This window comes from Sphingomonas sp. TX0543, from assembly GCF_048565505.1.
In the GTDB taxonomy this organism is placed as follows: Bacteria; Pseudomonadota; Alphaproteobacteria; order Sphingomonadales; family Sphingomonadaceae; genus Sphingomonas.
Window position 1 is genome coordinate 3,457,224 of record NZ_JBLZUS010000002.1, and the last position, 22,655, is coordinate 3,479,878.

The window sequence follows — 22,655 nt, forward strand, 5'->3', positions numbered from 1 at the left end:
CATTGCAATTGCCTGTGACCGTGCCGCATGAGGCGTTGACGTGTCGCTGACGGCCAAGCTCTATGACGCGCACGGCCACGACCGAACAGTGCCGATTCACGCTGATCTGCTGGGCGATCTGGCCGAAGACCAACTGCTCTGGGTTGACGCCGAAGCGATTGATCAGGCCGACCGGCAGGCTCTATGCGCTCTTCTCGCCATAACGCAGCCGATGCTCGACAGGGTGATCGATCGCAACCGGGCTCCTTATCTGGACAACTATCCTTCATGCTATTCGTTTGCGGTTGATGCGCCCGATTTGCGCCGGGAAGATGGCACCACGGCGCCCGGCGCGCAACTCGGGTTCATTGTCGGCGCCCGTTGGTTGCTGACAATCCATGACACCCCGATCCGGTATCTCCAGGGATTTACCGCACAAGACAAAGGCGAAACAGCAATTGGGCGGCTAAGCCCCGGAGAGCTCGCTGCATCCCTGCTTGACTGGCACCTGACCGAATACCTGAGCGAAGTTGCTGCCATCGAAGCTGATGTGGACAAGCTTGATCTCGAAATCCTGAACGAGGGCACGCACAAACAGATCCTACGACGTATCGTCAGCGTTCGCACGCGCGTGTCGCGCTTGCGCGCCTTGCTCGCGGCCCAGCGGCCTATCTTTTACGGATTTACCCGGCCAGACTTTGTGCTCAATCTGCCAGACGTCGCCGTCCAGTGCTATGCGCGTCTGGCGGACCGTTTTGATCGTGCGATCGACGAAGTGGAACGCACTAGAGACGTGGTCGTTGGCAGCTTCGATCTGTTTACGTCGATGACAACCGAGCAGACCAATGCTTTGGTCAAGGCCTTGACGCTGCTGACAGCCATTATCGGCTTCTGTGGACTGGTCGCCGGCTTACTCGGAATGAACTTCGAACTGCCATTCTTCAAGTCCGGCACGACAGGGTTCTTCGAGGTGATCTCTCTCCTGGCCTTCCTGTCACTGCTGACATTGGTTTTGGCCCGTTGGCGCAAGTGGCTGTAGCGGCCGATTGGGCCAACGGGATGCATTCCTCAAACTTGCCCTGAAGCCATCAGTTCGGCCTTTCGCGACGCCAGTTGTTCGCCGAGCACCTTCAAATCCATATCGCTGGCACGGCACTCCGGAAACAGTTCGCTTTCTTCTTCCTCGACGTGGTGGTTGATGTATTCGCCCAGCACCGTCACCTTAGCGTCGAACAAAGGCTCCCCGGCCTTGCTAGCCTCGATCTGCGCAATGAGCGCCTTGGCGCTGGCGTGTTCGACCTCGGCCTCGTCGAGGAGATCATCGCCGTCGTCATCCAGCGCATCATAGGCGGCCGGGTAGAAAATTTCCTCTTCAATCTGGGCATGGACCGTCAGCGCGCGGCAGATGCGGTCTGCAAGCTCCTGCTTGGTCGCATCGTCTTCGGCCTTGTCGAATTGCTCGAACCAGCCCTTCACTTCCTTGTGATCGGCTTTCAGCAAGGCAATTGCATCGCTGGGTCGCTTGGTTCCGATTGACGCCTTGCGGGTGGCGCGCGCGCCCTTTTTCGGCTTTGCGCGTGATTTGGTCTGTGCTGCCATTTTCAGTCTCCATTCTACAAGGATTAGTTGCTCATTTCACTTTGGCTCCGGGAGATCATGAGGATTCCGGCGCCGGTCCCGCCCGCCTTGATCCGGGGGAAACTGTATCGCTCTTCATCGCCATGATCTCTCCGCTGCCACCGCGGGATTTTCGGGGGTTCTGGTCGCTGCAGGGAGCATAGCGGGCCAGTCTTCGGGTTCTATCGTCGGTAACTCGGCGAGATCCGCCCCCGACAACGTCGTGGTCACACCATCATGCGAAAAGGCCAGAAGATTTGGGTCAATAGCATGCAGCTGTTCGCCGAGCCCCCCCAAGCCGCCCACGGACACGACGACATAGCTCAGCTTGGCATCGTGACACCCCGCCATTGCGTCGACGATCGTGCCGATTGCCTCCCCATGAGGTCCAATGATCCTTGTACCGGGCAGGGCCCCCAGTGCGAACAGGGTTGGCACACGGGCACGCGCGCTACGGTGCGCGGCCCGGGCACTGCCATCATCATATTTTGCCTGCCGTCCGAGCCACCGCCACACACCGAAAAGGTTGACCAGGGTCAGGAAAGCGTTGGTGAGTACAAGGTTGGTCTGACCTGTCGCAATCCCGACTACAGACCATGCTACCGACCCGGCAACGAACACCGCGAACCCCCAGCCGGTTACGCGCGAGCCGATATTTGCCGCGGTCATCATGGCAGCGATCATAGTCGCGGCAGGCGCCGCCCAGCTGGCGACCTCGGCGATCATTGTGGCGTTTCCGACAAACCTTCGCCGTCGCCCTCACGCAGCCAGTTATGGGCTTTTGTTGCTGCGATTGCGCCATGTGCGATGGCCACGCTGATCTGGTCCAGACCGTCAACGACATCTCCTGCTGAATAAAGTCCTGGCACCGCCGTTTCGAACGGTGTGTCGGCAGGCAAACAGCCGTTTGTCTCAAAGTTGATGCCAAGACATTTGGCAAGCCGCGTACGCGGACGGCTGCCTAAAGCTGGATAAACGACATCGAAAGACATGACGGTCCCGTCTTCGAGCGTCACCGACATCGCATCCTCGGCCAGTGAATAGTCACAGGCCGCAGAAGCAATGACCTTGATCCCGTCGCGATCGAGGTCGCCTCGTTCCGAGGGCGACAGTTCGGCGTGAGACTTCGGGATCAGCGTGATGTCATCTGAATACCGCCGCAGAAACAGGGCTTCGGCCGCGCCCTGTGTGTCGCTGCCGACAACGCCGATGCGGGCCCCAATGTGTTCATATCCGTCGCAGATGGGACAATAGCGCAGAACGCCAGCTTCAATTGCCGCTTGATGCGTTGCCGCATCGAGCGGGATCTGGTTCAGATGAAGTCCGGTTGCCAGGATAAGCGTGCGAGCCCTCCACGTGTCGCCTGCCTGCGAGCTCAGCACGAAGGTGCCGCGTTCGCGGCGCGCGGCCACGATCCGCGCCTCATCGATAACCGCGCCGTAACGGACGGCATGGTCAGTCATCCGCTCGACCAGGTCTGGACCGGTTATGCCCGACCCGAATCCTGGCGCGTTGTGGGTTAGGGGAATACGTAGTGCGCGTGCGGTCCCGTCGTGGAGCACGAGAACGGTGCGGCGGAACCGGCCAAGGTAAAGCGCGGCGGTCAGTCCTGCTGGCCCTGCCCCCACGACGATAGTCTCCCAAGCTTGAGGCATCGGCCGGTTACTTGGCTTTGCGGGGTGATTTGGGGGGCTTCGCGTCAATGTCCACCGCCAGCTCCCGCGGCCAGAAGCGCAGCTGGCCCAGCATATCTACGAAGCTGTCGACGCTGCCCTTGCCGTCGAGTGAAATGAATCCCTCGTCCCGCTCGGTCGGAAGGCGCGCCGCTGCGAACAAGGAACTGGCCGCCGCGCTATGGCCGATAAACTTGCAGTGAGCATAGGCATCAGACACGAAATCCTTGGATGGGGCATCGGTCGACAGCATCGTGGCCCCATCGTTCGAAGGGAGCAGCGCCACGGCGTCAAACAGCACGGATGGGCCGCCATCTATCTTGTGACGTGCTGCGACAGTCGTGCCGTCATCAAGGGTCACGCCGCCGATCTTCGGCGCCACGACCTCCCACACTGCGCCCACCCTGTCGATTGCGGCGGTCAGCGCCTTGAAGAGTGCCGCATCCGAGTCATCGGTTAAAAGGATGCCGAGTTTGCGTCCCTTGAACGTGTTCGGTCCGTTGGCAATGATGCTCAGGGCCGCCGAGGCGGCAAGATCAAGCGTCGGCTTTGCAGCAACGGCAGCCTCTGGCAGCTCCATACCAAGACCATCGGCGACCATTGCCGCCATCTGCGCGTCAATATTGACGAGATGCGACACGGCGCGCGCCCGAATGTCGACCCTCTCGCACTTGCTTAGCTCGAATATGAGAGCGTCGCGCAGATGCTTCTGTTCGATCGGTGTCTGGCTGATATAAAACTGGCGCGCCTGGCTGTAATGGTCCGAAAACGTTTCCGAACGAATGCGCTGCTTGCTGCCATCCGCTTGCGCCGCAAAGGATCGGAAGCCGCGGGCCGGATCTTCGCGGGGACCGGCCTGCTTGCCCCAACTGTTCGGCTCGTAATTTGCCCGGCCCTTAGGATTGACCATTGCCATGTGGCCATCCTGCTGGAAATGCATGACGGGGCATCGCGGCGCATTGATCGGCAGGTGCGTGAAGTTCGGGCTTCCGAGGCGCTTGAGCTGCGTGTCGAGATAGGAAAAATTTCGGCCGTGAAGCAGAGGGTCGTCGCTGAAGTCGATGCCGGGCACGATGTTCTGCGTGCAGAACGCGACCTGCTCGGTCTCTGCAAAGAAGTTGTCCACGGTCCGGTTGAGCGTCATTGTCCCGATGATCCGGACCGGAACCACCTCCTCGGGAATCAGTTTGGTCGCATCGAGATGATCGAACTCGAACGTTTCAGCCTGTTCTTCGGTAAATAGCTGCACGCCCAAATCCCACTGGGGATAATCTCCGCTTTCGATCGCGTCCCACAAGTCTCGCCGATGGAAATCGGGATCTGCCCCATTGATCTTGACCGCTTCGTTCCAGAGCACCGATTGCAGACCTTGGCGCGGCTTCCAGTGAAATTTGACGAAGGTGGATTCGCCCGACGCGTTGACAAGCCGGAAGCTGTGAACACCGAACCCTTCCATGGTGCGAAACGACCGTGGAATGGTTCGGTCCGACATCTGCCACATGATCATATGCCAGGCCTCAGGCATGAGACTGGCGAAATCCCAGAAGTTGTCATGCGCTGACTGAGCCTGGGGAAAGCCGCGATCGGGCTCTTCCTTTACGGCATGGACCAGATCGGGAAACTTGATCGCGTCCTGAATGAAAAAGACCGGGATATTGTTGCCGACGATATCCCAGTTCCCTTGTGGGGTGTAGAGCTTGACGGCGAACCCGCGCACGTCTCTGGCCAGATCCATCGAGCCCGCCCGCCCTGCGACAGTCGAGAAGCGCACGAAGACCTCGGTCTGCTGTCCGACGTTGGCCAGCACCTCGGCTGTGGTGAACTCTGCGAGACTTTCCGTCAGCTCGAACACCCCGTGCGCTCCGAAGCCGCGGGCGTGAACCACGCGCTCGGGAATACGTTCGTGGTCAAAATGGAAGATTTTTTCGCGCAGGATGAAATCTTCCAGCAGGGTAGGCCCGCGCGGCCCCGCGCGAAGGCTGTTCTGATCATCAGCGACGGGCATGCCTTGCTGAGTGGTCATGGTTTGGCCCGCGCTTTGCGCCTGCTGGTGCGTTTCGCCGCCGTTGCCGACGGGCTCCTCAAACGTCGCGGGCAGCAGGGCCCCCTTGGGCAGCGCTGGCTCCTTGACCGCCGACTGCCCTGCAATCTTGCCATCTTCACGCCGTGAAGTCTTCGGTGCCATCGATCCGCCCTTTTGCTGAATTGGTGCATTTCTGTCATTCAGGCACACCAAACCAACCGCGAGCCGGTGTGCTGTTCGTCCGCCGTTTCATAACCCGCAACTTGCAGCACTGTTCCGCGAGCCCCTTAAAAGTTGCCGCAGACGCCGCTGATGTGACGGATATTGATAGCGGGAAGCCAGGGGGCAGCCGCAGCACCGGCGACGCCGTGTTGGCTTCAGTCGGGTTCGTCTCGGAGGGCCGATGTGTGCAATAACACACCAATCCGGCCCGATAGGGCTGTACGGTCTGATTTTGTCGATGATGGCCGCGGAAGGTCAGATCGGGCATGCGATCGTGCGATAATGTTCGCTGACAGGCAGCTACCGCACTTGTCATTGAATCGCCGCTTTACGGTATGCACAGAGTGTCAACTGCGTTAGGGACAATACTTATAATTACGCCCAATGCATTTCAATGCATTCAAATTATGCACATCGGAATTGCCTATTAGTAAGGTGCCGACATGCTGCGCTGGTTCCGGGAAGATCTTTCTATCCGCCACAAATTTCGCGTGATGATGGTCGTCCATTGCATGCTGGCATCGATGGGCCTTGTCTGTACGGCGCTGGCAACACACTCATACTGGCTTATTGCTGCAGCGTCGGCCCCGCTCCTGGCCGCGGCTTTGCTCGGCCTGCTGTTCAGCCACCTGATATGCAAGCCCTACGTCGACACGGTGGTTCGCATGGAAGCTCTGGCCAATGGCGATGTCAGCAGCCCCGTACACCACACCCAACATCTGGATTGCGTAGGCCGTATGACCCGGGCGATGGCTGTTTTCAGCCGGAACATCGTCGCCGTTCGCGACAACGAGATTGCCCTGGAGGCGATTGTCGCCGCGGTACGCGAGGGACTTCACCGCCTGTCGCAAAAAGACCTCGAGTACGTCATCACCGATCTATTCCCCGCAGAATACGACCAGCTGCGCAAGGACTTCAATGCGGCGACGGCGGCCCTGCGAGAGACGATCGCCGCGGTTCGCACAACGGCTCACGATATCCACACCAGCGTCGCGGAATTACGCGAAGCATCCGATGACCTATCAGCCCGTACAGAACAGAATGCAGCGGCGATCGAGGGCACAACGCGCGCGATGGGCGAAGTGAGCGGCGGGGTCCAATCCAACGCGGCGTTGGCTGCCGCTGTCAATGCGGCGGTTAGCCAAGTGCATGCCGAAGCCAGCGAAGGCGGCCTGGTCGTGTCCCGGGCGGTGGCCGCGATGCAGGCCATACACGCCTCGGCACAGGAAATATCGAGCATTGTCGGGGTCATCGACGGTATCGCTTTTCAGACGAACCTGCTCGCCCTCAATGCGGGCGTCGAGGCCGCACGGGCGGGCGATGCGGGAAAGGGGTTTGCCGTGGTCGCCACCGAGGTTCGCGCTCTTGCACAGCGTTCGGCCGACGCCGCCCGCGAGATAAGGAACCTGATCGGCAAATCCAACGCCCAGGTCGACGAGGGCGTCGAGCTTGTGGGCGAAACCGGCAGCGCCCTCACCCAGATCGTCGACCGCATCGGTGAGGTTGGCATGAGTGTAGAAACAATCGCGGCGACAGCTGCATGCCAGGCGGGCAACCTTGCGCAGGTCAACATGGCCATCGGCGAAATGGACCGCATGACCCAACAGAATGCGGCCATGGCGGAGCAAAGTACGGCGGCTGCACGCAGCCTCGCCGAGCGCGCTGACGCAATGATCCGCCTTGTCGATCAGTTTCGTGGCAGCCGGAACAGCACCGCGCGGCACATCGTCGCGGCAGCCTCGCCTGCACCGCGGCGGGGCGCGGACAGGGTCATGGATTCAAGAATCGCGTCTCCCAGACACACCATGACGCCCGTACTGACAGGCGCGTCCTCGCGCAGGCTCGCTATCGTCCCCAACGACGACTGGTCCTCGTTCTAGACAAAGATAGGCACCGCGGTACGCGCCATGCTTCTCGCGCAAATCCGGTTTTTTCGGTTCATCACGGCCATCGCTGCGCCAAGATTTGCACCTTCCTTGCAGGATATTGCCTTCGCCCAGCGCCGGTGATGCCGGGGCGACCGCGTTACCTTTGCCGAAAGATCCGATCGCAAGGTCGGCAGCAGTCTGCCGGCAGGGGCGGCGCCAATGGGCTCGCCTCGTTCATGGACCAGGGCCGATCCAGCAAGCGGTCGGCTTTCGTGATCAGGTCCTCACGGATGTACCGATCATGTACGACCATGGCACAGGCTTTGGTTTTGGTGGCAGCCTCAAGACACAATGCGACACTTTTCATGCAAATTGCTCCCTGCGCCCCGCCCTTCGATCGTAAACGCACGGTCAAGGCTCCGTTCCCGCCGGTTCAGCTCTCTGTCCAGTAGCAATAGCTCTAGCGAATAGCAGCCAGCGCTCCTGCAGCTGAGCGGTTGTTTTGGCTCTCGAGCCCGCCGCATCTTCTGCCAAGACACTCCCGATATCGCAGGGCCGTGGCGGGCTGACAGGATTCTGCGCCCGCCACGGCGCCGCATCGTATCTGCCATCAACCGCACTGCCTTCTGGGGCGGCTGCTTTTGCGCCTTTTCTGTGCTGGGCTGCGCTGGTATCAATCCGGCGACCTACCCGGGCCCTACTAGAGAGGCGTAAAACCTTGAGCGATGTGACTGATGTTGGCGACCCGGGTCCCATGTACTGGCATAATGCCACTAGCGCGGAAGGCATCTCCAGCGATCCGCACGACGATCCAAGTGACGCAGAATTTCGCCTGTTCGCCGAGAACCTGCCGATCTTGTGCTGGATCGCGAGGGGCGATGGCTACATCTACTGGTATAATCGCTGCTGGCACGAGTATTGCGGCACGACCCCCACGGAAATGGAAGGCTGGGGCTGGCGTGCCGTGCATGACCCGGCTCTCTTGCCGGACGTCGAAAAGCGATGGATTGACGCGATCGCGACCGGACAGCCATTCGAAATGACCTTCCCCTTGCGCGGCGCTGATGGCGTTTACCGCCCTTTCAAGACCCGCGCCGCCCCCGTTCGGGACGGCAGGGGCGAGGTGCGACGCTGGTTCGGCGTCAACAGCGAGGTGTCCGATCTGGTCGCGACCGAACGCGAGGCCCGCAGCGCGGAGGCAAGGCTCCGCCGCGTGCTGGACGGCATGGGCGAAGGCTTTGCGCTTCTTGATCACGATTACCGCATAATCGATGTAAATGCTGAAGCCTTGCGGCTCGAACAGCGGCCGCGCGATGAGCTAGTGGGCAAGACTCATTGGGCTGCGTACCCCGGCAGTGAAGGGACTGAACTTGGCTGCGCGTACAAGCAGGCAATGACCGAGCGTGTGCCGGTCGCTCTCGATCACCAGTACCAATGGGAAGACGGGCGGCGCGCCTGGCTGGAAATGCGCGCGTTTCCGGTCGAGGAAGGCCTGGCGATCTTCTATCGCGACGTGACGCAGCGCCACGATGCCGAGCAGGCGTTGAAGCGGGAAGCAGAACGGGTCCAGCTCGCCCTCGAAGCCGGCGCGATCATCGGGACCTGGGATTGGGACGTCAAGCGCGACAGCTTTGCCGTCGATGAACGGTTTGCAATTGCATTCGGGCTGGATCCCAAGCTTGGGCGAGCGGGCCTCAGCCTTGAGCAAGTCATTTCGACCGTCCATCCTGATGACCGTGCAGCCCTCAAATTGGCCATTGAGGAGGTTATCAGCCGCGGAGGCCGCTATGCGCATCAGTACCGGGTCCGCCGCGCCGATGGGCAATATTACTGGATCGAAGCCAACGGCAGGGTCGACCGGGGGGACGACGGAGAATTCGTGAGGTTTCCCGGCGTGCTCCTCGATGTCGAAAACCGACGCGCGGTCGAGCAGGAGCGTGATCAGGCGCTTGCGCTCCTGCGCACCTTTACCGAAGCGGTGCCGGGCGTCGTCTATGCAAAGGACAGAAGCGGCCGGATGCTGGTCGCCAACCGAGGCACGGCCGAACTGATCGGCAAGCCAATCGAGAGTTTCCTGGGCAAGACCGATGCCGAGTTCCTCGAGGACAAGGAACAGGCCGCCGCCGTCATGGCCAACGACGCACGTGTCATGGCGCAGGGGCAGGTGCAGCAGCTCGAAGAAGCCGTGAGTTTCCCGGATGGGCGCCGGGCCATATGGTTGTCGACCAAGGCTCCGCTCCGCGCACCATCCGGTGAAGTGATCGGTTTAGTCGGAACTTCGGTTGATGTCTCCCAGCGCGTAGAGGCCGAACAGGCCTTGCGCGAGACAACACGGCAACTTGAAGAAAGCGAAGCGCGGTTTCGCTTTGCGCTCGATGCGGCAGGCGGCATCGGCACCTGGGACTGGGACATGCGCGAAGACCGGGTTTACGGCGGTCAGCATTTTGCGCAGATGTTTGGCATCGATCCCGACCGTGCTGCGGCCGGACTGCCGCTTAGCGACTATGTGTCGTCCATCCATCCCGAGGATCGGGCCCGCGTCGCGGCATCGATCGACGCCGCGATCCGCTCAGGTGGGGAATACCGTGAGGAGTACCGGATTGCACACTCCGGCGACGATGTACGCTGGGTCACGGCGCGCGGCCGATGTGTTACCGACGCGGACGGCACTCCCCTCCGTTTCCCGGGAGCGGCGTTCGATATAACCGACCGAAAAGCCTCTGAAGCGACTTTGCGCGAAGTTGAAGAGCGTCTTCGCCTCGCAACAGAAGCAGCGGAAGTTGGTTTCTGGGATGTCGACGTGGTGAATGACGTCTTGATCTGGCCCCCCATTGTGAAAGCGATGTTCGGAATTTCCGCAGATCAGCCGGTCAGCATGGCCGATTTCTATCAGGGCCTGCACCCGGATGACCGAGCGCGCACTACGCACGCGTTCGCCGCGGCCACCGACCCGGACACGCGCGCCCTATACGATGTCGAGTACCGCACTGTTGGCAAGGAAGATCAGCGGGTCCGCTGGGTGGCAGCGAAGGGCCGCGGTGTGTTCGACCGTGACGGACGCTGCATCAGGGTTATCGGGACGGCGATTGATGTGACACGGCGCAAAAAGGACGAGGCGGCGCTTCGCGAGCTCACCGAGACCTTGGAGCGCCGTGTCGCTGAAGCGCTGGCGGAGCGGGAAGAAGCCCAGGATGCCCTGCGCCAGAGCCAGAAAATGGAGGCTGTGGGGCAGCTCACTGGCGGCATCGCCCACGATTTCAACAATCTCCTTACGATTGTCACTGGCAACATCGACATGGCCGGGCGGGCCCTCGACGCAGCCGGAGTGAGCGATCCGCGCTGCCAGCGGGCACTCGGCGCTGCCATGAAAGGCGCAGAACGCGCCGCCGCGCTCACGCAGCGGCTTCTCGCTTTCTCGCGCAAACAGCCGTTGGCGCCCAAGCCCATCGATATCGACAAGCTCGTGGCCGGAATGTCGGACATGCTCAATCGCACGCTTGGCGAGACGATCAGGGTCGAAATCGTCACCTCACCGGGCTTGTGGCGGGTCGAGGCCGATCCCAACCAGCTGGAGGCAGCGCTGCTCAACCTTGCGGTCAATGCACGCGACGCCATGCCTGATGGCGGCACTCTGACGATCGAGACGGCCAATGCGCGGCTCGACGATGCCTATGCTGCCAATCATGCCGAGGTGGCACCGGGGAACTATACGGTAATTTCCGTGACCGACACCGGAAAGGGTATGGACCGCGACACGCTGAGCCGCGTGTTCGAGCCCTTTTTTACCACAAAGGATATCGGCAAGGGGACCGGACTGGGACTGTCGCAGGTCTATGGTTTCACCAAGCAATCCGGTGGCCATGTCAAGCTTTATTCCGAAGAGGGTCACGGCACGACCGTCAAGATCTACCTGCCCCGCCTCATGTCCGATCTCCAGGTAGACACCGGGCAGGAGACTCTGGCAGGCGGCCTCGAGGTCAGCCGGCAACAGGAAACCGTCCTGGCCGTCGAAGATGATGACGATGTACGCGCCTATACGGTCGAGTGCCTGAGGGAGCTCGGCTACCGCGTTCTTGAGGCCCATGACGGGCCGTCCGCCGTCCGCCTGATGGACCGACAGGGTGAGCCGATCGACCTGCTTTTCACCGATGTCGTCATGCCTGACATGTCCGGACGGGAACTCGCGGATGAGCTGCGCAAGCGGCAGCCTGACCTCAAGGTGCTTTACACGTCAGGATACACTAAAAACGCCATCGTTCATGGCGGCCGGCTTGACGAGGGCGTTGAGATGCTCCCGAAACCTTTCACCTTCCAGGCTCTCGCCATGAAAGTGCGCGACATGCTCGAAAGCGGACGCACGCAGCGCGTACTCCTCGTCGAGGCCGAGCCCACGGTACGGGCTTTTGTTGCCGAAGCGGTTGTCGGGTTTGGCTATGCGGCGGATGAAGCCGCCACGTCTGCTGAGGCGCTTATGAAGGTGCGCGCCGCGCAAGGCCGCTACGATGTAATCGTGCTCGACGCTGATCTTTCGGACAAGAGAGGCGATGCCTTGATGGCTGAGCTGCGCGCGCTCTATTCTGACATGCCGATGCTGATTGCTTGCGCCGACGGGGTTGCTGAAATGTCCCGCAAGTTTGCAGCAGACCGGTGCACGGGCGTCCTGCCTAAGCCCTACACCGCAGCAAAGCTGGCCCAGGCCTTGCGCGATCTTGGTCTGCGCTGTGCGGCGGCAAGCAGAACCGGCTAGGCCCTTCTCATGGTTCGACCCGCGAGCGTGCCGAACCGCAATCGGGCTTGTTCGCCGGTCCGCGCAACTCTTGCAACACCCGGCCAACATCGCTGTGAACAAAGGGCTTTTGCAGCGTCGGACGCCCTCTCCAGGCTGCGGGCAGATCCTCTGCGGCAGATCCGGTCGCGAACACAAAGGGTATTGCATGGCCCTGCAGAATGTCCGCTGCTGGAAAGCTTTTTTCGGAGCCCAGGTGAACGTCGAGGATAGCGACATCGAAATCCAGCGTTTCCTGTCCAAGCGTGTCCATGGCCTCATCGAGGCGGCTGCAGACACTCACAACAATGCAGCCGTAATCCGCCAGAATATCCTCTATCAACATGGCGATAAGCGCATCATCTTCGGCGACAAAGACTTTCAAGCCATTCAGATCGATGTTGTTTTCTCCTTGCATCGACAAACCCCGTGTTTGGCCAACAAAACGGCGCGATAGCACAACATAAAAACGTCGCAGCCCGCGGTTGCCGCCACTTTGCCTGGCTTCCTTTCGAGCAGGCGGCTTGCCGCTCGAAGTCCTGTACATGATCTTGCTGGTGTGATCCAGCGGCAGCGCTGCCCGGCCGCGATGAGTTACAAGACAACGCCCGAATGGCCTGCTAAGACTGCTTGCCGTTGCATTGCAGACATTTGATGGAGGAAAGCCTGGTGCAACTGGACGGCTCAGAGGTAAAAGTCACCCGCCCGTTGGCGGACTTCGGCGCGCTGTTCGACGCCGCACCTACGCCCTTGCTGGTTGTATCACCTCCGGACTGGGTCATTGTTGCCGCAAATCAGGCCAGACTGGCCGTTACCGGGACGACGCGTGATGCGCTGATCGGGAAAAAGCTCTTCGAGGCTTTCCCGGATGATCCGGGCGATCCTCACGCTGACGGTACGCGCAACCTGGCTGCATCCCTCGCCAAGGTGCTTCGAACCAAGATGGCCGACACCATGGCTTTGCAGCGATATCCGCTACGCGTTGCCGGCGGAGAGTTCGAGGAGCGCTGGTGGCATCCCATCAACGCGCCCGTTCTGGGGCCTGAAGGCGAAGTCGCTTGGATAATACACAGCGTAGAAGATGTTACGGAACAAGTGCTTGCGCGTCAGGCGGCGGACGCGACCCGGAAAAAATTGCAGCAAGGTGAAACGGTCATCGAGACGATGCAAATCGCCGAGACCGAGTTGTTGGCTACGGCGGCCAGCGCGCGCTCGCAGGCGGCGGAACTCGAACAGCTCTACGATCGCTCGCCCATGGGACTCGCACTGCTTGACCGCGAGCTGAAATTTGTCCGGATCAACGAAGCTCTGGCCGAAATGAACGGACTGCCGGTCGAAGCCCATATCGGCAGGACGGCTTGGGACATAGTTCCGGAATTGCGACCCTCTGCCGAGCCTGCTCTGACAAAGGTCCTCACAAGCGGCGAGCCTGCTCTTGACGTTGTGGTGACAGGAGCGACGGCGGCGAAGCCCGGCGTGGTGCGGGAATGGCGGGAGCAGTTCTATCCATTGAAAAATACGTCTGGCGAGGTGATCGGGGTCGGGATCGTTTGTGACGAAGTCACCGAACGCCGCGCCCTGGAGCGGCGACTTCGCGAAAGCGAAGCGCATCTGCGCCGCGTCATCGACCAGTTGTTTGCATTCGTGGGCACGCTCACGCCCGATGGCGTGCTCACGGAAGCCAACCAGGCACCCATCGAGGCCGGCGGGATCTCGCGAGAGGATGTCATCGGCAAACCCTTCGCCGATGCGCCGTGGTGGTCTTATGATGCACAGGTGCAAGCCCGACTGCGCGAGGACATCGCCGCCGCCGCTGCCGGCGCCACCATTCGCTACGATGTCCCCGTCGCCATGGCTGCCGACAGCCGGGTCACGATCGACTTCCAGCTCGCGCCGCTCCGCGACGATGGCGGTAATATCACCCACCTCATCGCCTCCGGCGTGGTCATCGACGACCGCATTGCAGCCGAGGCGGAGCTGAGAGCGCTCAACGAAACCCTCGAGAGCCGCGTGCGAGAAGAGGCATCGCGCCGGGAAGCCGCGCAGCAGGCGCTGCTTCAGGCGCAGAAACTCGAAGCTCTCGGACAACTCACCTCGGGCATTGCGCACGATTTTAACAATGTGATCCAGGCGATCTCTGCTGGATTTGCGTTGATAATGAAGCGGACCAGCGATCCTCAGATCATCCACATCGCAGAACACAGCGTCAGGGCAGCGGAGCGCGGAAGCTCGATTGTCAAACAGCTCCTGTCTTTTGCTCGGCAACGTCCTCTTGAGATATCGCGCATCGACCTGTGTGCGTTGCTGAACGAGGCAAAGCCATTGCTCGAACGCTCCGCTGGCGCGAAGGCCAAATTCACCCTCGATTGCCCGGATGATATCGGCACAGTCGAGACCGATCCGGGTCTCCTGGAAGCGGCGCTCATCAATCTTGTGGTCAATGCGCGCGATGCAATCTGCGACCACGGTTGCATATCGGTGCGTGTGTCGCGCGCGGTGTCAGATACGGGCGCCAGCCATGTCACCATCGCGGTCGAGGACAATGGGTCGGGCATGTCGCCGGAGGTTGTCGCACGGGCGCGCGATCCTTTTTTTACGACCAAGGCGCAAGGCCATGGCACCGGGCTTGGCCTTGCCATGGTTCATGGCTTTGCGAAGCAGTGTCACGGCACTTTACGGATCGAAAGCGAAGTGGGAAAGGGGACGGTGATATCGATCGACCTGCCCCAGGCGAAACAGACCAACTGCCTCGCGCCAGAACCAGAAGACATCGGTGGCCGCAAGACGATCCTGTTGGTCGATGACGACAGCAGCGTCCGTTCGCTGGTTGCCTATCAGCTGCAGGACATTGGTTTTCACGTGGTAGAGGCAGAAGACGGGTCGCAGGCGCTCGATCTGTTCGACCGCCAGCGTGCCAGAGGACTACCGATCGATGCCATCCTGACGGATGTAAGGATGCCGCGGATGGATGGTCCATCGTTCGTCAGACAGGTCCACAGCCGCGAGCCCGTGCCGGCGCTTTTCATGACCGGGTATGCCGAAGCCGCAGAAATCAACGATGCTAAAGTGCTCAGCAAGCCGTTCGAGGAACAGGCCTTGGCTGCCGCCCTGAGATCGCTGTTTTCAGATAGGTGACCGCGTGTTCAACATCTACGTGGTGGGGCATCCGTCCGGATGCATGAACTGGTGGGGCTCCCCCGGGTCGCAAAGAGGGAGCCCCGCCGAGCTAGGCTATGGGTGCGGGAACACCAGCCGTATCGAGTAGGTAGCACAAAATACGTTAATGAGAAGTGTCATGGAACAAACCCGTCGCATGCCACCCGCAAAGTAGCGGCGCTGTGAGAGCCGCAAACGGGATGATCTGTAGAATCGGTCAATATTACCGAACTTCACCCGGGTCTCGGGGATGCGTCCCTGCTCGTTGCGGAGCAACGAGGATGAGCAGGATCACCGCGCCCGCAAGGACAGCTGTGGCCAAAGGTCGACTGAAGTCGAGACCACCCTTCGCCACCGGCTTGTCGAGGAAGTCGCCAACAGTGGCTCCCAGGGGGCGGGTAAAGATGAACGCCGCCCAGAACAGCAACACGCGGGAGAGCGTGGTGAACCAGTAAAGTGTGGCGAGAACAGCAAGCGTTGCACCAAAGAGCAAGGCAGCGCCAGAATAGCCAAGCGCGCTGTCCGCTACCCAATCACCGAGTGCCGTGCCCAAGGTCTGACTGAATGTAATTGTGATCCAGTAGAATGTCTCGGCCCGCGCAGTTTCGATCCTGTTCACATCCACGGTGCCGAGGGCTCGATGCCAACTGAACAAGGACATCAGCACCAGGCTAAATAGAAGCAGCGATCCGCCGGGGTAGCCTAGGCCGATTGAGCGCGTGGCAAACATCGGCGAGTGTGGTCCCGGCGGTCGTCGACGCGATGATGGTCGCCCAGTATAACCACGGACTGAAGCGTCGCGCGCGAATTTGCGGCCAAACCAATCCGAGCAGCAGCAGGCCAAAGATGACCGTGCCGACAAGATACCCGTTGAGGCCGCTGGCTCCGGCGCCCGGGGTGGTTTCCCCTAGCCAGCTCATGCTTACCGCGTCACCACCCGTCTCACCCAGGGTTGTCGCCAGGATCTTGATCATCCAAAACGTAAGCGTCACGGCCGGAACCTTGCTCACGGCATCGTCCACGCGATCCCTCATGTCACCCGCTCCTGATTCACTCAGGTTCAGGGCAATGGCAGGTCAAGCAAGGGGTTGCAATTGCGCGATTGCTGCCTTTTCGATCGCAGCTTCACAATCGCGTCTGGATATGCAGACGTTTAAAAAACGGACACCACGCCTGCGGCGAGCACCAGTTCCCGGGCAGCCCGCCGGGGAGCTTGCTGAGCGGGCGGTCAGCGATCCGAGACAGCACAGCGGCGAGCAACGCATCCGGACCGACGTCAATCAGGCACTCCGTCTGAATCATTGGGTGAAGCACTGCTGCTCCGTGATCACCACGTTCTGAGATGCAGAACAAGCACGCCTTACGCCCAGCGGCATACAGCGGCGCGCGCTCGAAATGGTTTTGGGTAACCATAGCCTGTACTCATCGAGGAAACAGGTGAAGGCATTCCAGCGCCGCAACATGCAGTAGATAACCTTTCCCTGATCATGATTGCGACAGCCGGGCGAGCTGGCTGATGAGCGAGGCTTGAAGCTCAGCCAGAACCTGCGCGCTGAGTTCATTGCGGACGGCAAGGCGCTCGCCCGACCAGCTTGCCAGGCAAAGCGCGCCCACGACGCCGGTCTGACCATAGACTCCCGCGGCAGTATATCGGGGAATGGCTTGCGTGAGGGCCCTTGGTGTAAAGCCACATCACGATGGGTCATGCAAATGATCTTCACAACGATCCGGCACGGCCGCGGAAGACGAACGGGTCGTCGCCATACCGGTCACGCTTCAAGCCCTGTTCCACCATCTGTGTAAGGCCGCGCATGCCTTTCCTCAGCTGGGCGTGACCTATCGCGATCCACACCTGCGCGCCGGCGGGGATCACTGCAGCGTCTTCAGTGCGGCCAATGCGTGGGCCGGCGACGGCGATGGTCTACACTCACAGGCTTGCCCCGGGCCAGGTCGATGACCACTGCCGGAGCCGCCACGCCGCGCCTCTCCGCTTCCTCGTCGACGACCAGCGGCGACGGCAAATGCAGGCACGTTCCCGGCTCGCTGGGCTCTGCTTCGGCACGGGCTTGCGCCGCTTGCTGCGCCTGTGAAGATCAGCGAGGTCGCATCATAGCGCTGGTAGCCATCGGCCAGGCGGGCCTTCGGCGCGAACGCGTCGGTCACCCGCAGCCGTTCCTCCTCGCTCCACCTTCAGCGCCGTTCTGGTTGCGAGAACACCGTGATCCGGCTCATTAGCCATTCCCACGAGCACGCACAAATGCGCCTACCAGTGCTCACTCATTGGCCCGACAAGGCAGAGCCTGCCGGACACGTACCTCGCAGCCCGTTCTAGCCGACAGCTGAAAGCCGGTTATGGCTCACGGACCTGCCTCGATTTTCGTAGGCGCTTGCGTTTTGGTAGCGGCCGTGTGGCGTTCGAGTTCAGAATTGAGCTCTGCTCCGAGCATCAGCACATAGGATGAGAGATATAGCCACGTCAGCAGGACGATTACGGCGGCAAGCGAGCCGTAAGTGGCGCCGTAGTCCGTGAAATTTGCGACATAGATCCCAAAGCCAAGTGTCATCGCCAGCCACAGTATGCCGGCCACAACCGAGCCAGGGGTCAGCCATACCCACTTTGCCGTGTGCCGCGACGGCGCAAACCGATAAAGGGTCGCCGCGCCGCCAGCACCAGCAAAAACGAGAACGACAAAGGACAGGAGCTTACCCATGAAGAGCGCGGGACCCGGCAGCCAAGGCAGCAGATCCTCGAGGTGACCGAGGCCGGCGATCGCGATCACGGCGAGGATACCGATCGCGACCGCGCCGACGGTGATGAGCAGCGCAAGCACGTTGACCCAAATGAAGCCTCGCTGCTCCTCTTCCCCATAGGCAATGTTGAGCGCGGTGATAATGCTCGCCGCACCGTTACGCGCGCCGAACAAGGCGAGGGTAAGCGCGACAAGCAGCCCGACGCCCTTTTTCTCGCCTGAGGTTTGCTCGATGTTGATCAACTGATCCCCGATCAGAGAAGCGGCCTCCCGGGGAAGGATCTCACTCAGGCTGGTCACATGGCGACTGATGTCCTGCGGATCGGCAATGAACCCGTAGGACAAAATCGTGGCACCCATCAGCGGCACCAGCGCCAGGAAACCATAGAATGCGACGCCAGCGGCGACGAGGCTCATGTTGTCCTCGCTCGTCTCCCTCCACGTCCTGACGAACACCTCTTTCCAAGCAGTCCGCGGCAGTCGCCAGGGCGACCTAACGTCCGATGGCGTCTCATCCACGGGTTTGGGTGCATCACCCCCCATGAAACCTTGGTTAATCAGGCTTTCCCCCTTCACATCGTATTCCCGCCACGCTCCTGGATCAAATCGGCTGTAGAACACCGGGTGTTCACCGCTATCGATGGTGCAGCAACGCGGCCCAAGGGCCGGTGTTCCGAACCCACAATTTGCCTTGGTCCTGTGGAAATCTCGTCGCTCCGGCACCAATTGCGGCGCTTGGCGTTCCTCGGGTCTCACTTATTGGAAGTTGGCTGCTTGGAAGACCTTGCAAGTTGGATGGCCCCCACCGCCAAGATGATCGCTGCAACGATGACCGCGGCCGATCTCGGCGCGCAGGTGACAGGCTCGGGCTTGGTCATCTTTGCTTTTTGGTCAATGGCATGGTCGGTCATCAGACTGTCGTCCGGTCAGATCAATCTCATCGTCACCAACGGCTTTCTGCTGTCAGTTAACCTGATCGGGGTTGGGCGTTGGCCGGCCAAGCAGCGTGCGTATGACAGGCCTGCTAACCCGGCGGAGATGATCCGGAGCCAGCGTCGATGAACGCCTCACACGGTCTCGGGGCAACCGCTCTCGTGCTCGCCGAATTCCTTCGCGCGGGAGACCTCCTCTATCTTGCCGACGACGAGCAGGAGGCCGAGGCAGTGGCTGGAGCACTCGCTGCCCTCGTCCCTGCCGCTCACGTCGTCTTCCTTCCTTCGAGCGACACCCTGCCCGGCGACCGTGCTCCCGCTTCTCCCGCCAATATCGGGCGACGGGTCGCTGCCTTGCGGGCCCTGCGGCGACTTGCAACGAGCGACAAACGCGAACGCCTGGCAACGATCATGAGCGGCGAGGCGTCCGCCCGGCTCTATGCGGATGCTGCGGCCTTCGAAACCGCTCCTCCGAGCCTGAGGTCAGGAGACGCAATCGACATGACCCGTTTCGCTGCGCAAATGGAAGCGCTCGGCTACATTGCGGACGACCGTGTCGACGAACCTGGCGAAGTCGCCGTGCGCGGCGATGTCGTCGACATCTTTCCTGCCGACGCCGGCCTCCCGGCGCGGATCGATGTCGCGGAAGGTCGGATCGCCGGGATCCGCCGCTATGATCCCGTGACGCAGCTCACCGAAGAGCCATGCGAGGTCCTCGAAATCGGCCGCGCTGCCGAACCCGAGTCGGACTCCAGGGTGTCTATCTTGGCCCATTTGCCGCCGGGCCATATCTACATGTCGCCCAAGGCCGACCAGCGGCGACAACGGTTCGTTCGCCTTGCCGCCTCTGCAGCCGACAAGGCGGGCGCGGTGATCGATGCAGTATCCGAAGAAGCATGGACACAGGCATTAGCCTCCTGGGCTCGCGGCGAGCCTCAGACCGAACCGTCGCCCGTGCCGCGCTTTGCCGAGCAAAAAGCGCCCTTGGCCGCGCTGAGGCAGTTTGCTTCGCCGCTGCTACAGGCTGGGCAACGCCTTCTGCTGGTCGGCAGCGAGCGCGACATTCGCTTCCTGAGACCAAGGCTTGCCAAGATCTTCAAAGTCGAGGTTGAAACGCTCACAACCCTTTTTGATCTGGCGCGTCTGCCCGCCGGCGGTGTGGCGACGCTTGTCGCGCCAATCGACCGGGGTGCCCGTGCCAAAGACTTCGTGATGGTCGCTGCGGCCGATCTTCTTGGCAGCCGCGCGATCGTGGGCCAGGTCCAGCCGAGCGCGTCCGGGATGCAGCTGTCCACCGGCGACATTCGCTCCGGCGATCTCGTCATCCACGAGGATCATGGCGTCGGGCGAGTTGTCGGCCTCGAGGCTGCACCGGGCGATAGAGGCGAAGAACTGATCGCGCTCGAATATGCCGGCGGCAACCGGCGTCTCGTTGCCGTCCACGATGCGGGGCGACTGTGGCGTTACGGTTCTGACGGCGACGCGGTGACGCTCGACAAGCTCGACGGCTCGAGTTGGGAGAAGCGGCGCGGGCCGATCGACGAAGCCGTCGCCGAGAGCGCCCGCGAACTGCTGCTTTTGGCAGAAGAGCGAAGCCGGCTCGAAGCGCCGGTCATCGAGCCCGACTCAGCCAAATATGAGCAATTCGTCGCGGCTTTTCCCTTCAACGAAACCGCCGATCAGATGCGCGCTATCCAGTCCGTGCGCGATGATCTCGCCTCGGGCCGGCCGATGGACCGCCTGATCATCGGCGACGTTGGCTACGGCAAGACCGAGGTCGCGCTGCGCGCGGCAGCCCTGGCCGCCATCGCCGGATACCAGGTCATCCTGGCGGCGCCGACTACGGTGCTGGTTCGCCAACACCTGCAGACATTCGAGCGCCGCTTTGCGGGTACGGGTGTGCAGATCGCCAGCCTTTCGCGACTGTCAAGCAAAGCCGAGAAGAAGACGGTAAAAGCAGGTCTTTCGGATGGATCGGTCGGGATCGTCGTCGGTACGGCCGCGGTCCTGGCAAAGGATGTCAGTTACGCGCGGCTCGGGCTCGTCGTCATCGACGAGGAACAGCGCTTTGGAACGGCTGACAAGGCCAAGCTGCGGGACCGGGCCGCAGCTCACTTGCTGGCGATGAGCGCGACGCCGATTCCGCGCACGCTCCACCGCGCGATGATTGGTCTCCAGGAGGTCTCGATCATAGCGACCCCCCCGGCCCGGCGCCAGCCGATCCGCACCAGTCTCGCCCATCCCGACGATGCGATGATCCGAACTGCACTTCTGCGCGAGCGCTCGCGGGGCGGACAAAGCTTTGTCGTCGTGCCCCGGATCGAGGATATCGCGCCGCTAGCGGGTCGGTTAGCCCGTATCGTGCCGGACCTCACACTCATCGAAGCGCACGGCAAGATGCCGGCTGCCGACATCGACAAGGCCATGGTCCGCTTCGGCGATGGCGAAGGCGATGTCCTCCTGGCTACCAATATCATCGAGGCGGGGCTCGATGTGCCGCGCGCCAACACGATGGTCGTCTGGCGCGCCGATCGCTTCGGGCTCGCTCAGCTTCACCAGCTCCGGGGGCGGGTCGGTCGAGGCAACCGCCGCGGACAGGTCATCCTCCTGACCGAGGATGGCGAGATCGCCGAGCGCACCCTCAAACGGTTGCGCACGCTAGCCACCTTTGACCGGCTCGGCGCAGGGTTCGCGATCAGTGCTGCCGATCTCGACCAGCGCGGCGCCGGCGACCCGCTCGCCGATACGCAGGCGGGTCACATGAAGCTCGTCGGCGTCGACCTCTATCAGCACCTGTTCGAAGCCGCGCTACGGCAAGCGCGAGGACAGGACCCGGGTTTGTGGGTGCCGGACGTCAACCTCGGTGATGCCGGCGGCCTGCCAGCAGAATGGATTCCCGACCCCGATATCCGCCTTGGCCTTTACGTGCGACTAGCACGGCTGTGCGACGAGGCCGAGCTTGACGCGTTCGACGCAGAACTCGCCGATAGGTTTGGCCCGCAACCAGGCGCGGCCCAGCGGCTCCTGGCGGCAGCGCGCATCGGCATCCTAGCACGCGCCGCGGGAATCGAGCGCGTGGACGCCGGTCCCGCCGCGATCGCGCTGACCCCGCGCGATCGTTCTTTGCAGGTTCCCCAAGGGATCGAACTCGCCGAGAAGGAGGGACGATGGCTGCTGAAAGAGCAAACCGCTGAAGCTGAACGACTGGCTCGCGTAGCGGACCTTCTCGAGACCCTGGTGGCAATGGGAGGCTGATGCATGTCGGATGCGCAAGCCAGCCCAATTGTCTCATCGTCGGGCCGCGCCAAGCGCTCCTCCCTGCGGAAATCTATCTCGCGCGCTTCCGCCATGGCGCCGAGCTCGTCGAGGTTGGCGAGAGCCGGGCCACTCTCATTCCGCGCACCCACAACCATGCCGGCTATCCCGGCAGCATTCCCGGAAAGGAATTGCTCGCCCTTATGCGCCGGCAGGCATGGCAGTTCGGGGCGACCGCCCGTTCTGGACTGCTCGAAAACGCTCGAACGCGGTAACGATCTCTTCGTCGTACGCGTTACTGATGAGGCAAAGTGCGCCAGCAGTGTCCTCCTCTCGACGAATGTTGTGAATGGCGGATCGCTGCGCTTTGGTGCCGACAGTGACAAAACGTATTGTTCGTCGCCGTCGGAAAGGT

14 protein-coding genes and 1 pseudogene are annotated in these 22,655 nt (G+C 61.6%); 7 read left to right on the forward strand and 8 right to left on the reverse strand.

The annotated features are described in order from the left end of the window. Positions 1-40 precede the first annotated feature (40 nt). The gene (locus ACM61V_RS17235) at positions 41-1,018 is read left to right on the forward strand and encodes a magnesium transporter CorA family protein (protein WP_216313560.1); all 978 of its coding nucleotides are present in this window, start codon (positions 41-43) and stop codon (positions 1,016-1,018) included. 29 nt (positions 1,019-1,047) lie between these two features. Here ACM61V_RS17235 and ACM61V_RS17240 read toward each other — a convergent pair whose 3' ends face one another. From ACM61V_RS17240 to ACM61V_RS17255, 4 genes are all read right to left on the reverse strand, one after another. Beyond that, positions 1,048-1,578 (reverse strand): hemerythrin domain-containing protein, encoded by a 531-nt coding sequence (locus ACM61V_RS17240; protein ID WP_216313562.1) that lies wholly within the window; start codon positions 1,576-1,578, stop codon positions 1,048-1,050. A gap of 114 nt (positions 1,579-1,692) precedes the next feature. After that, positions 1,693-2,322 (reverse strand): PRC-barrel domain containing protein, encoded by a 630-nt coding sequence (locus ACM61V_RS17245; RefSeq protein ID WP_216313564.1) that lies wholly within the window; start codon positions 2,320-2,322, stop codon positions 1,693-1,695. Then, positions 2,319-3,251, reverse strand: a complete 933-nt coding sequence (locus ACM61V_RS17250) for an NAD(P)/FAD-dependent oxidoreductase (RefSeq protein ID WP_216313566.1) — start codon at positions 3,249-3,251, stop codon at positions 2,319-2,321. The genes ACM61V_RS17245 and ACM61V_RS17250 overlap by 4 nt, the downstream gene beginning before the upstream one ends. A 7-nt stretch (positions 3,252-3,258) precedes the next feature. Next, a complete protein-coding gene (locus tag ACM61V_RS17255; RefSeq protein WP_216313568.1) occupies positions 3,259-5,454 on the reverse strand; it encodes a catalase in 2,196 nt (731 codons plus the stop codon). A 503-nt stretch (positions 5,455-5,957) separates the two neighbouring features. Between ACM61V_RS17255 and ACM61V_RS17260 the strand changes: the two genes are divergently transcribed. Both ACM61V_RS17260 and ACM61V_RS17265 read left to right on the forward strand, forming a co-directional pair. Continuing rightward, on the forward strand, positions 5,958-7,394 hold the full coding sequence (locus ACM61V_RS17260) for a methyl-accepting chemotaxis protein (RefSeq protein WP_216313570.1): 1,437 nt from the start codon (positions 5,958-5,960) through the stop codon (positions 7,392-7,394). A gap of 490 nt (positions 7,395-7,884) precedes the next feature. Continuing rightward, on the forward strand, positions 7,885-12,129 hold the full coding sequence (locus ACM61V_RS17265) for a PAS domain-containing protein (RefSeq protein ID WP_419714207.1): 4,245 nt from the start codon (positions 7,885-7,887) through the stop codon (positions 12,127-12,129). A gap of 7 nt (positions 12,130-12,136) precedes the next feature. Here ACM61V_RS17265 and ACM61V_RS17270 read toward each other — a convergent pair whose 3' ends face one another. Then, entirely contained in the window at positions 12,137-12,694 is a 558-nt protein-coding gene (locus ACM61V_RS17270) for a response regulator (protein ID WP_253204250.1), read from the reverse strand. 107 nt (positions 12,695-12,801) lie between these two features. Here ACM61V_RS17270 and ACM61V_RS17275 point away from each other — a divergent pair, with 107 nt between their 5' ends. After that, the gene (locus ACM61V_RS17275) at positions 12,802-15,282 is read left to right on the forward strand and encodes a hybrid sensor histidine kinase/response regulator (RefSeq protein ID WP_216313574.1); all 2,481 of its coding nucleotides are present in this window, start codon (positions 12,802-12,804) and stop codon (positions 15,280-15,282) included. 244 nt (positions 15,283-15,526) lie between these two features. On the opposite strand, the pseudogene ACM61V_RS17280 reads toward ACM61V_RS17275, so the two are convergent. From ACM61V_RS17280 to ACM61V_RS17290, 3 genes and pseudogenes are all read right to left on the reverse strand, one after another. After that, a pseudogene (locus ACM61V_RS17280) lies at positions 15,527-16,337 on the reverse strand (hypothetical protein). A 683-nt stretch (positions 16,338-17,020) separates the two neighbouring features. Further along, on the reverse strand, positions 17,021-17,176 hold the full coding sequence (gene tnpB, locus ACM61V_RS17285; protein ID WP_216313576.1) for an IS66 family insertion sequence element accessory protein TnpB: 156 nt from the start codon (positions 17,174-17,176) through the stop codon (positions 17,021-17,023). A 484-nt stretch (positions 17,177-17,660) separates the two neighbouring features. Then, entirely contained in the window at positions 17,661-18,596 is a 936-nt protein-coding gene (locus ACM61V_RS17290) for a YihY/virulence factor BrkB family protein (RefSeq protein ID WP_216313952.1), read from the reverse strand. 231 nt (positions 18,597-18,827) lie between these two features. On the opposite strand from ACM61V_RS17290, the gene ACM61V_RS17295 reads away from it, so the two are divergent. From ACM61V_RS17295 to ACM61V_RS17305, 3 genes are read left to right on the forward strand one after another with little or no spacing between them, the layout of a single operon-like run. After that, a complete protein-coding gene (locus ACM61V_RS17295) occupies positions 18,828-19,115 on the forward strand; it encodes a hypothetical protein (RefSeq protein ID WP_216313578.1) in 288 nt (95 codons plus the stop codon). After that, a complete protein-coding gene (locus ACM61V_RS17300) occupies positions 19,112-22,240 on the forward strand; it encodes a DEAD/DEAH box helicase (protein ID WP_419714208.1) in 3,129 nt (1,042 codons plus the stop codon). The genes ACM61V_RS17295 and ACM61V_RS17300 overlap by 4 nt, the downstream gene beginning before the upstream one ends. Further along, positions 22,240-22,515 (forward strand): hypothetical protein, encoded by a 276-nt coding sequence (locus ACM61V_RS17305; protein WP_216313582.1) that lies wholly within the window; start codon positions 22,240-22,242, stop codon positions 22,513-22,515. Before ACM61V_RS17300 ends, ACM61V_RS17305 begins: the two co-directional genes overlap by 1 nt. Positions 22,516-22,655 lie beyond the last annotated feature (140 nt).

Coding starts and splice junctions, on each gene's coding strand:
- ACM61V_RS17240 (WP_216313562.1), bottom strand. CDS start 1,578: ATGGCAGCACAGACCAAATCACGCGCAAAGCCGAAAAAGGGCGCGCGC.
- ACM61V_RS17245 (WP_216313564.1), bottom strand. CDS start 2,322: ATGATCGCCGAGGTCGCCAGCTGGGCGGCGCCTGCCGCGACTATGATC.
- ACM61V_RS17250 (WP_216313566.1), bottom strand. CDS start 3,251: ATGCCTCAAGCTTGGGAGACTATCGTCGTGGGGGCAGGGCCAGCAGGA.
- ACM61V_RS17255 (WP_216313568.1), bottom strand. CDS start 5,454: ATGGCACCGAAGACTTCACGGCGTGAAGATGGCAAGATTGCAGGGCAG.
- ACM61V_RS17260 (WP_216313570.1), top strand. CDS start 5,958: ATGCTGCGCTGGTTCCGGGAAGATCTTTCTATCCGCCACAAATTTCGC.
- ACM61V_RS17270 (WP_253204250.1), bottom strand. CDS start 12,694: ATGTACAGGACTTCGAGCGGCAAGCCGCCTGCTCGAAAGGAAGCCAGG.
- ACM61V_RS17275 (WP_216313574.1), top strand. CDS start 12,802: ATGGAGGAAAGCCTGGTGCAACTGGACGGCTCAGAGGTAAAAGTCACC.
- ACM61V_RS17290 (WP_216313952.1), bottom strand. CDS start 18,596: ATGGGGGGTGATGCACCCAAACCCGTGGATGAGACGCCATCGGACGTT.
- ACM61V_RS17300 (WP_419714208.1), top strand. CDS start 19,112: ATGAACGCCTCACACGGTCTCGGGGCAACCGCTCTCGTGCTCGCCGAA.
- ACM61V_RS17305 (WP_216313582.1), top strand. CDS start 22,240: ATGCATGTCGGATGCGCAAGCCAGCCCAATTGTCTCATCGTCGGGCCG.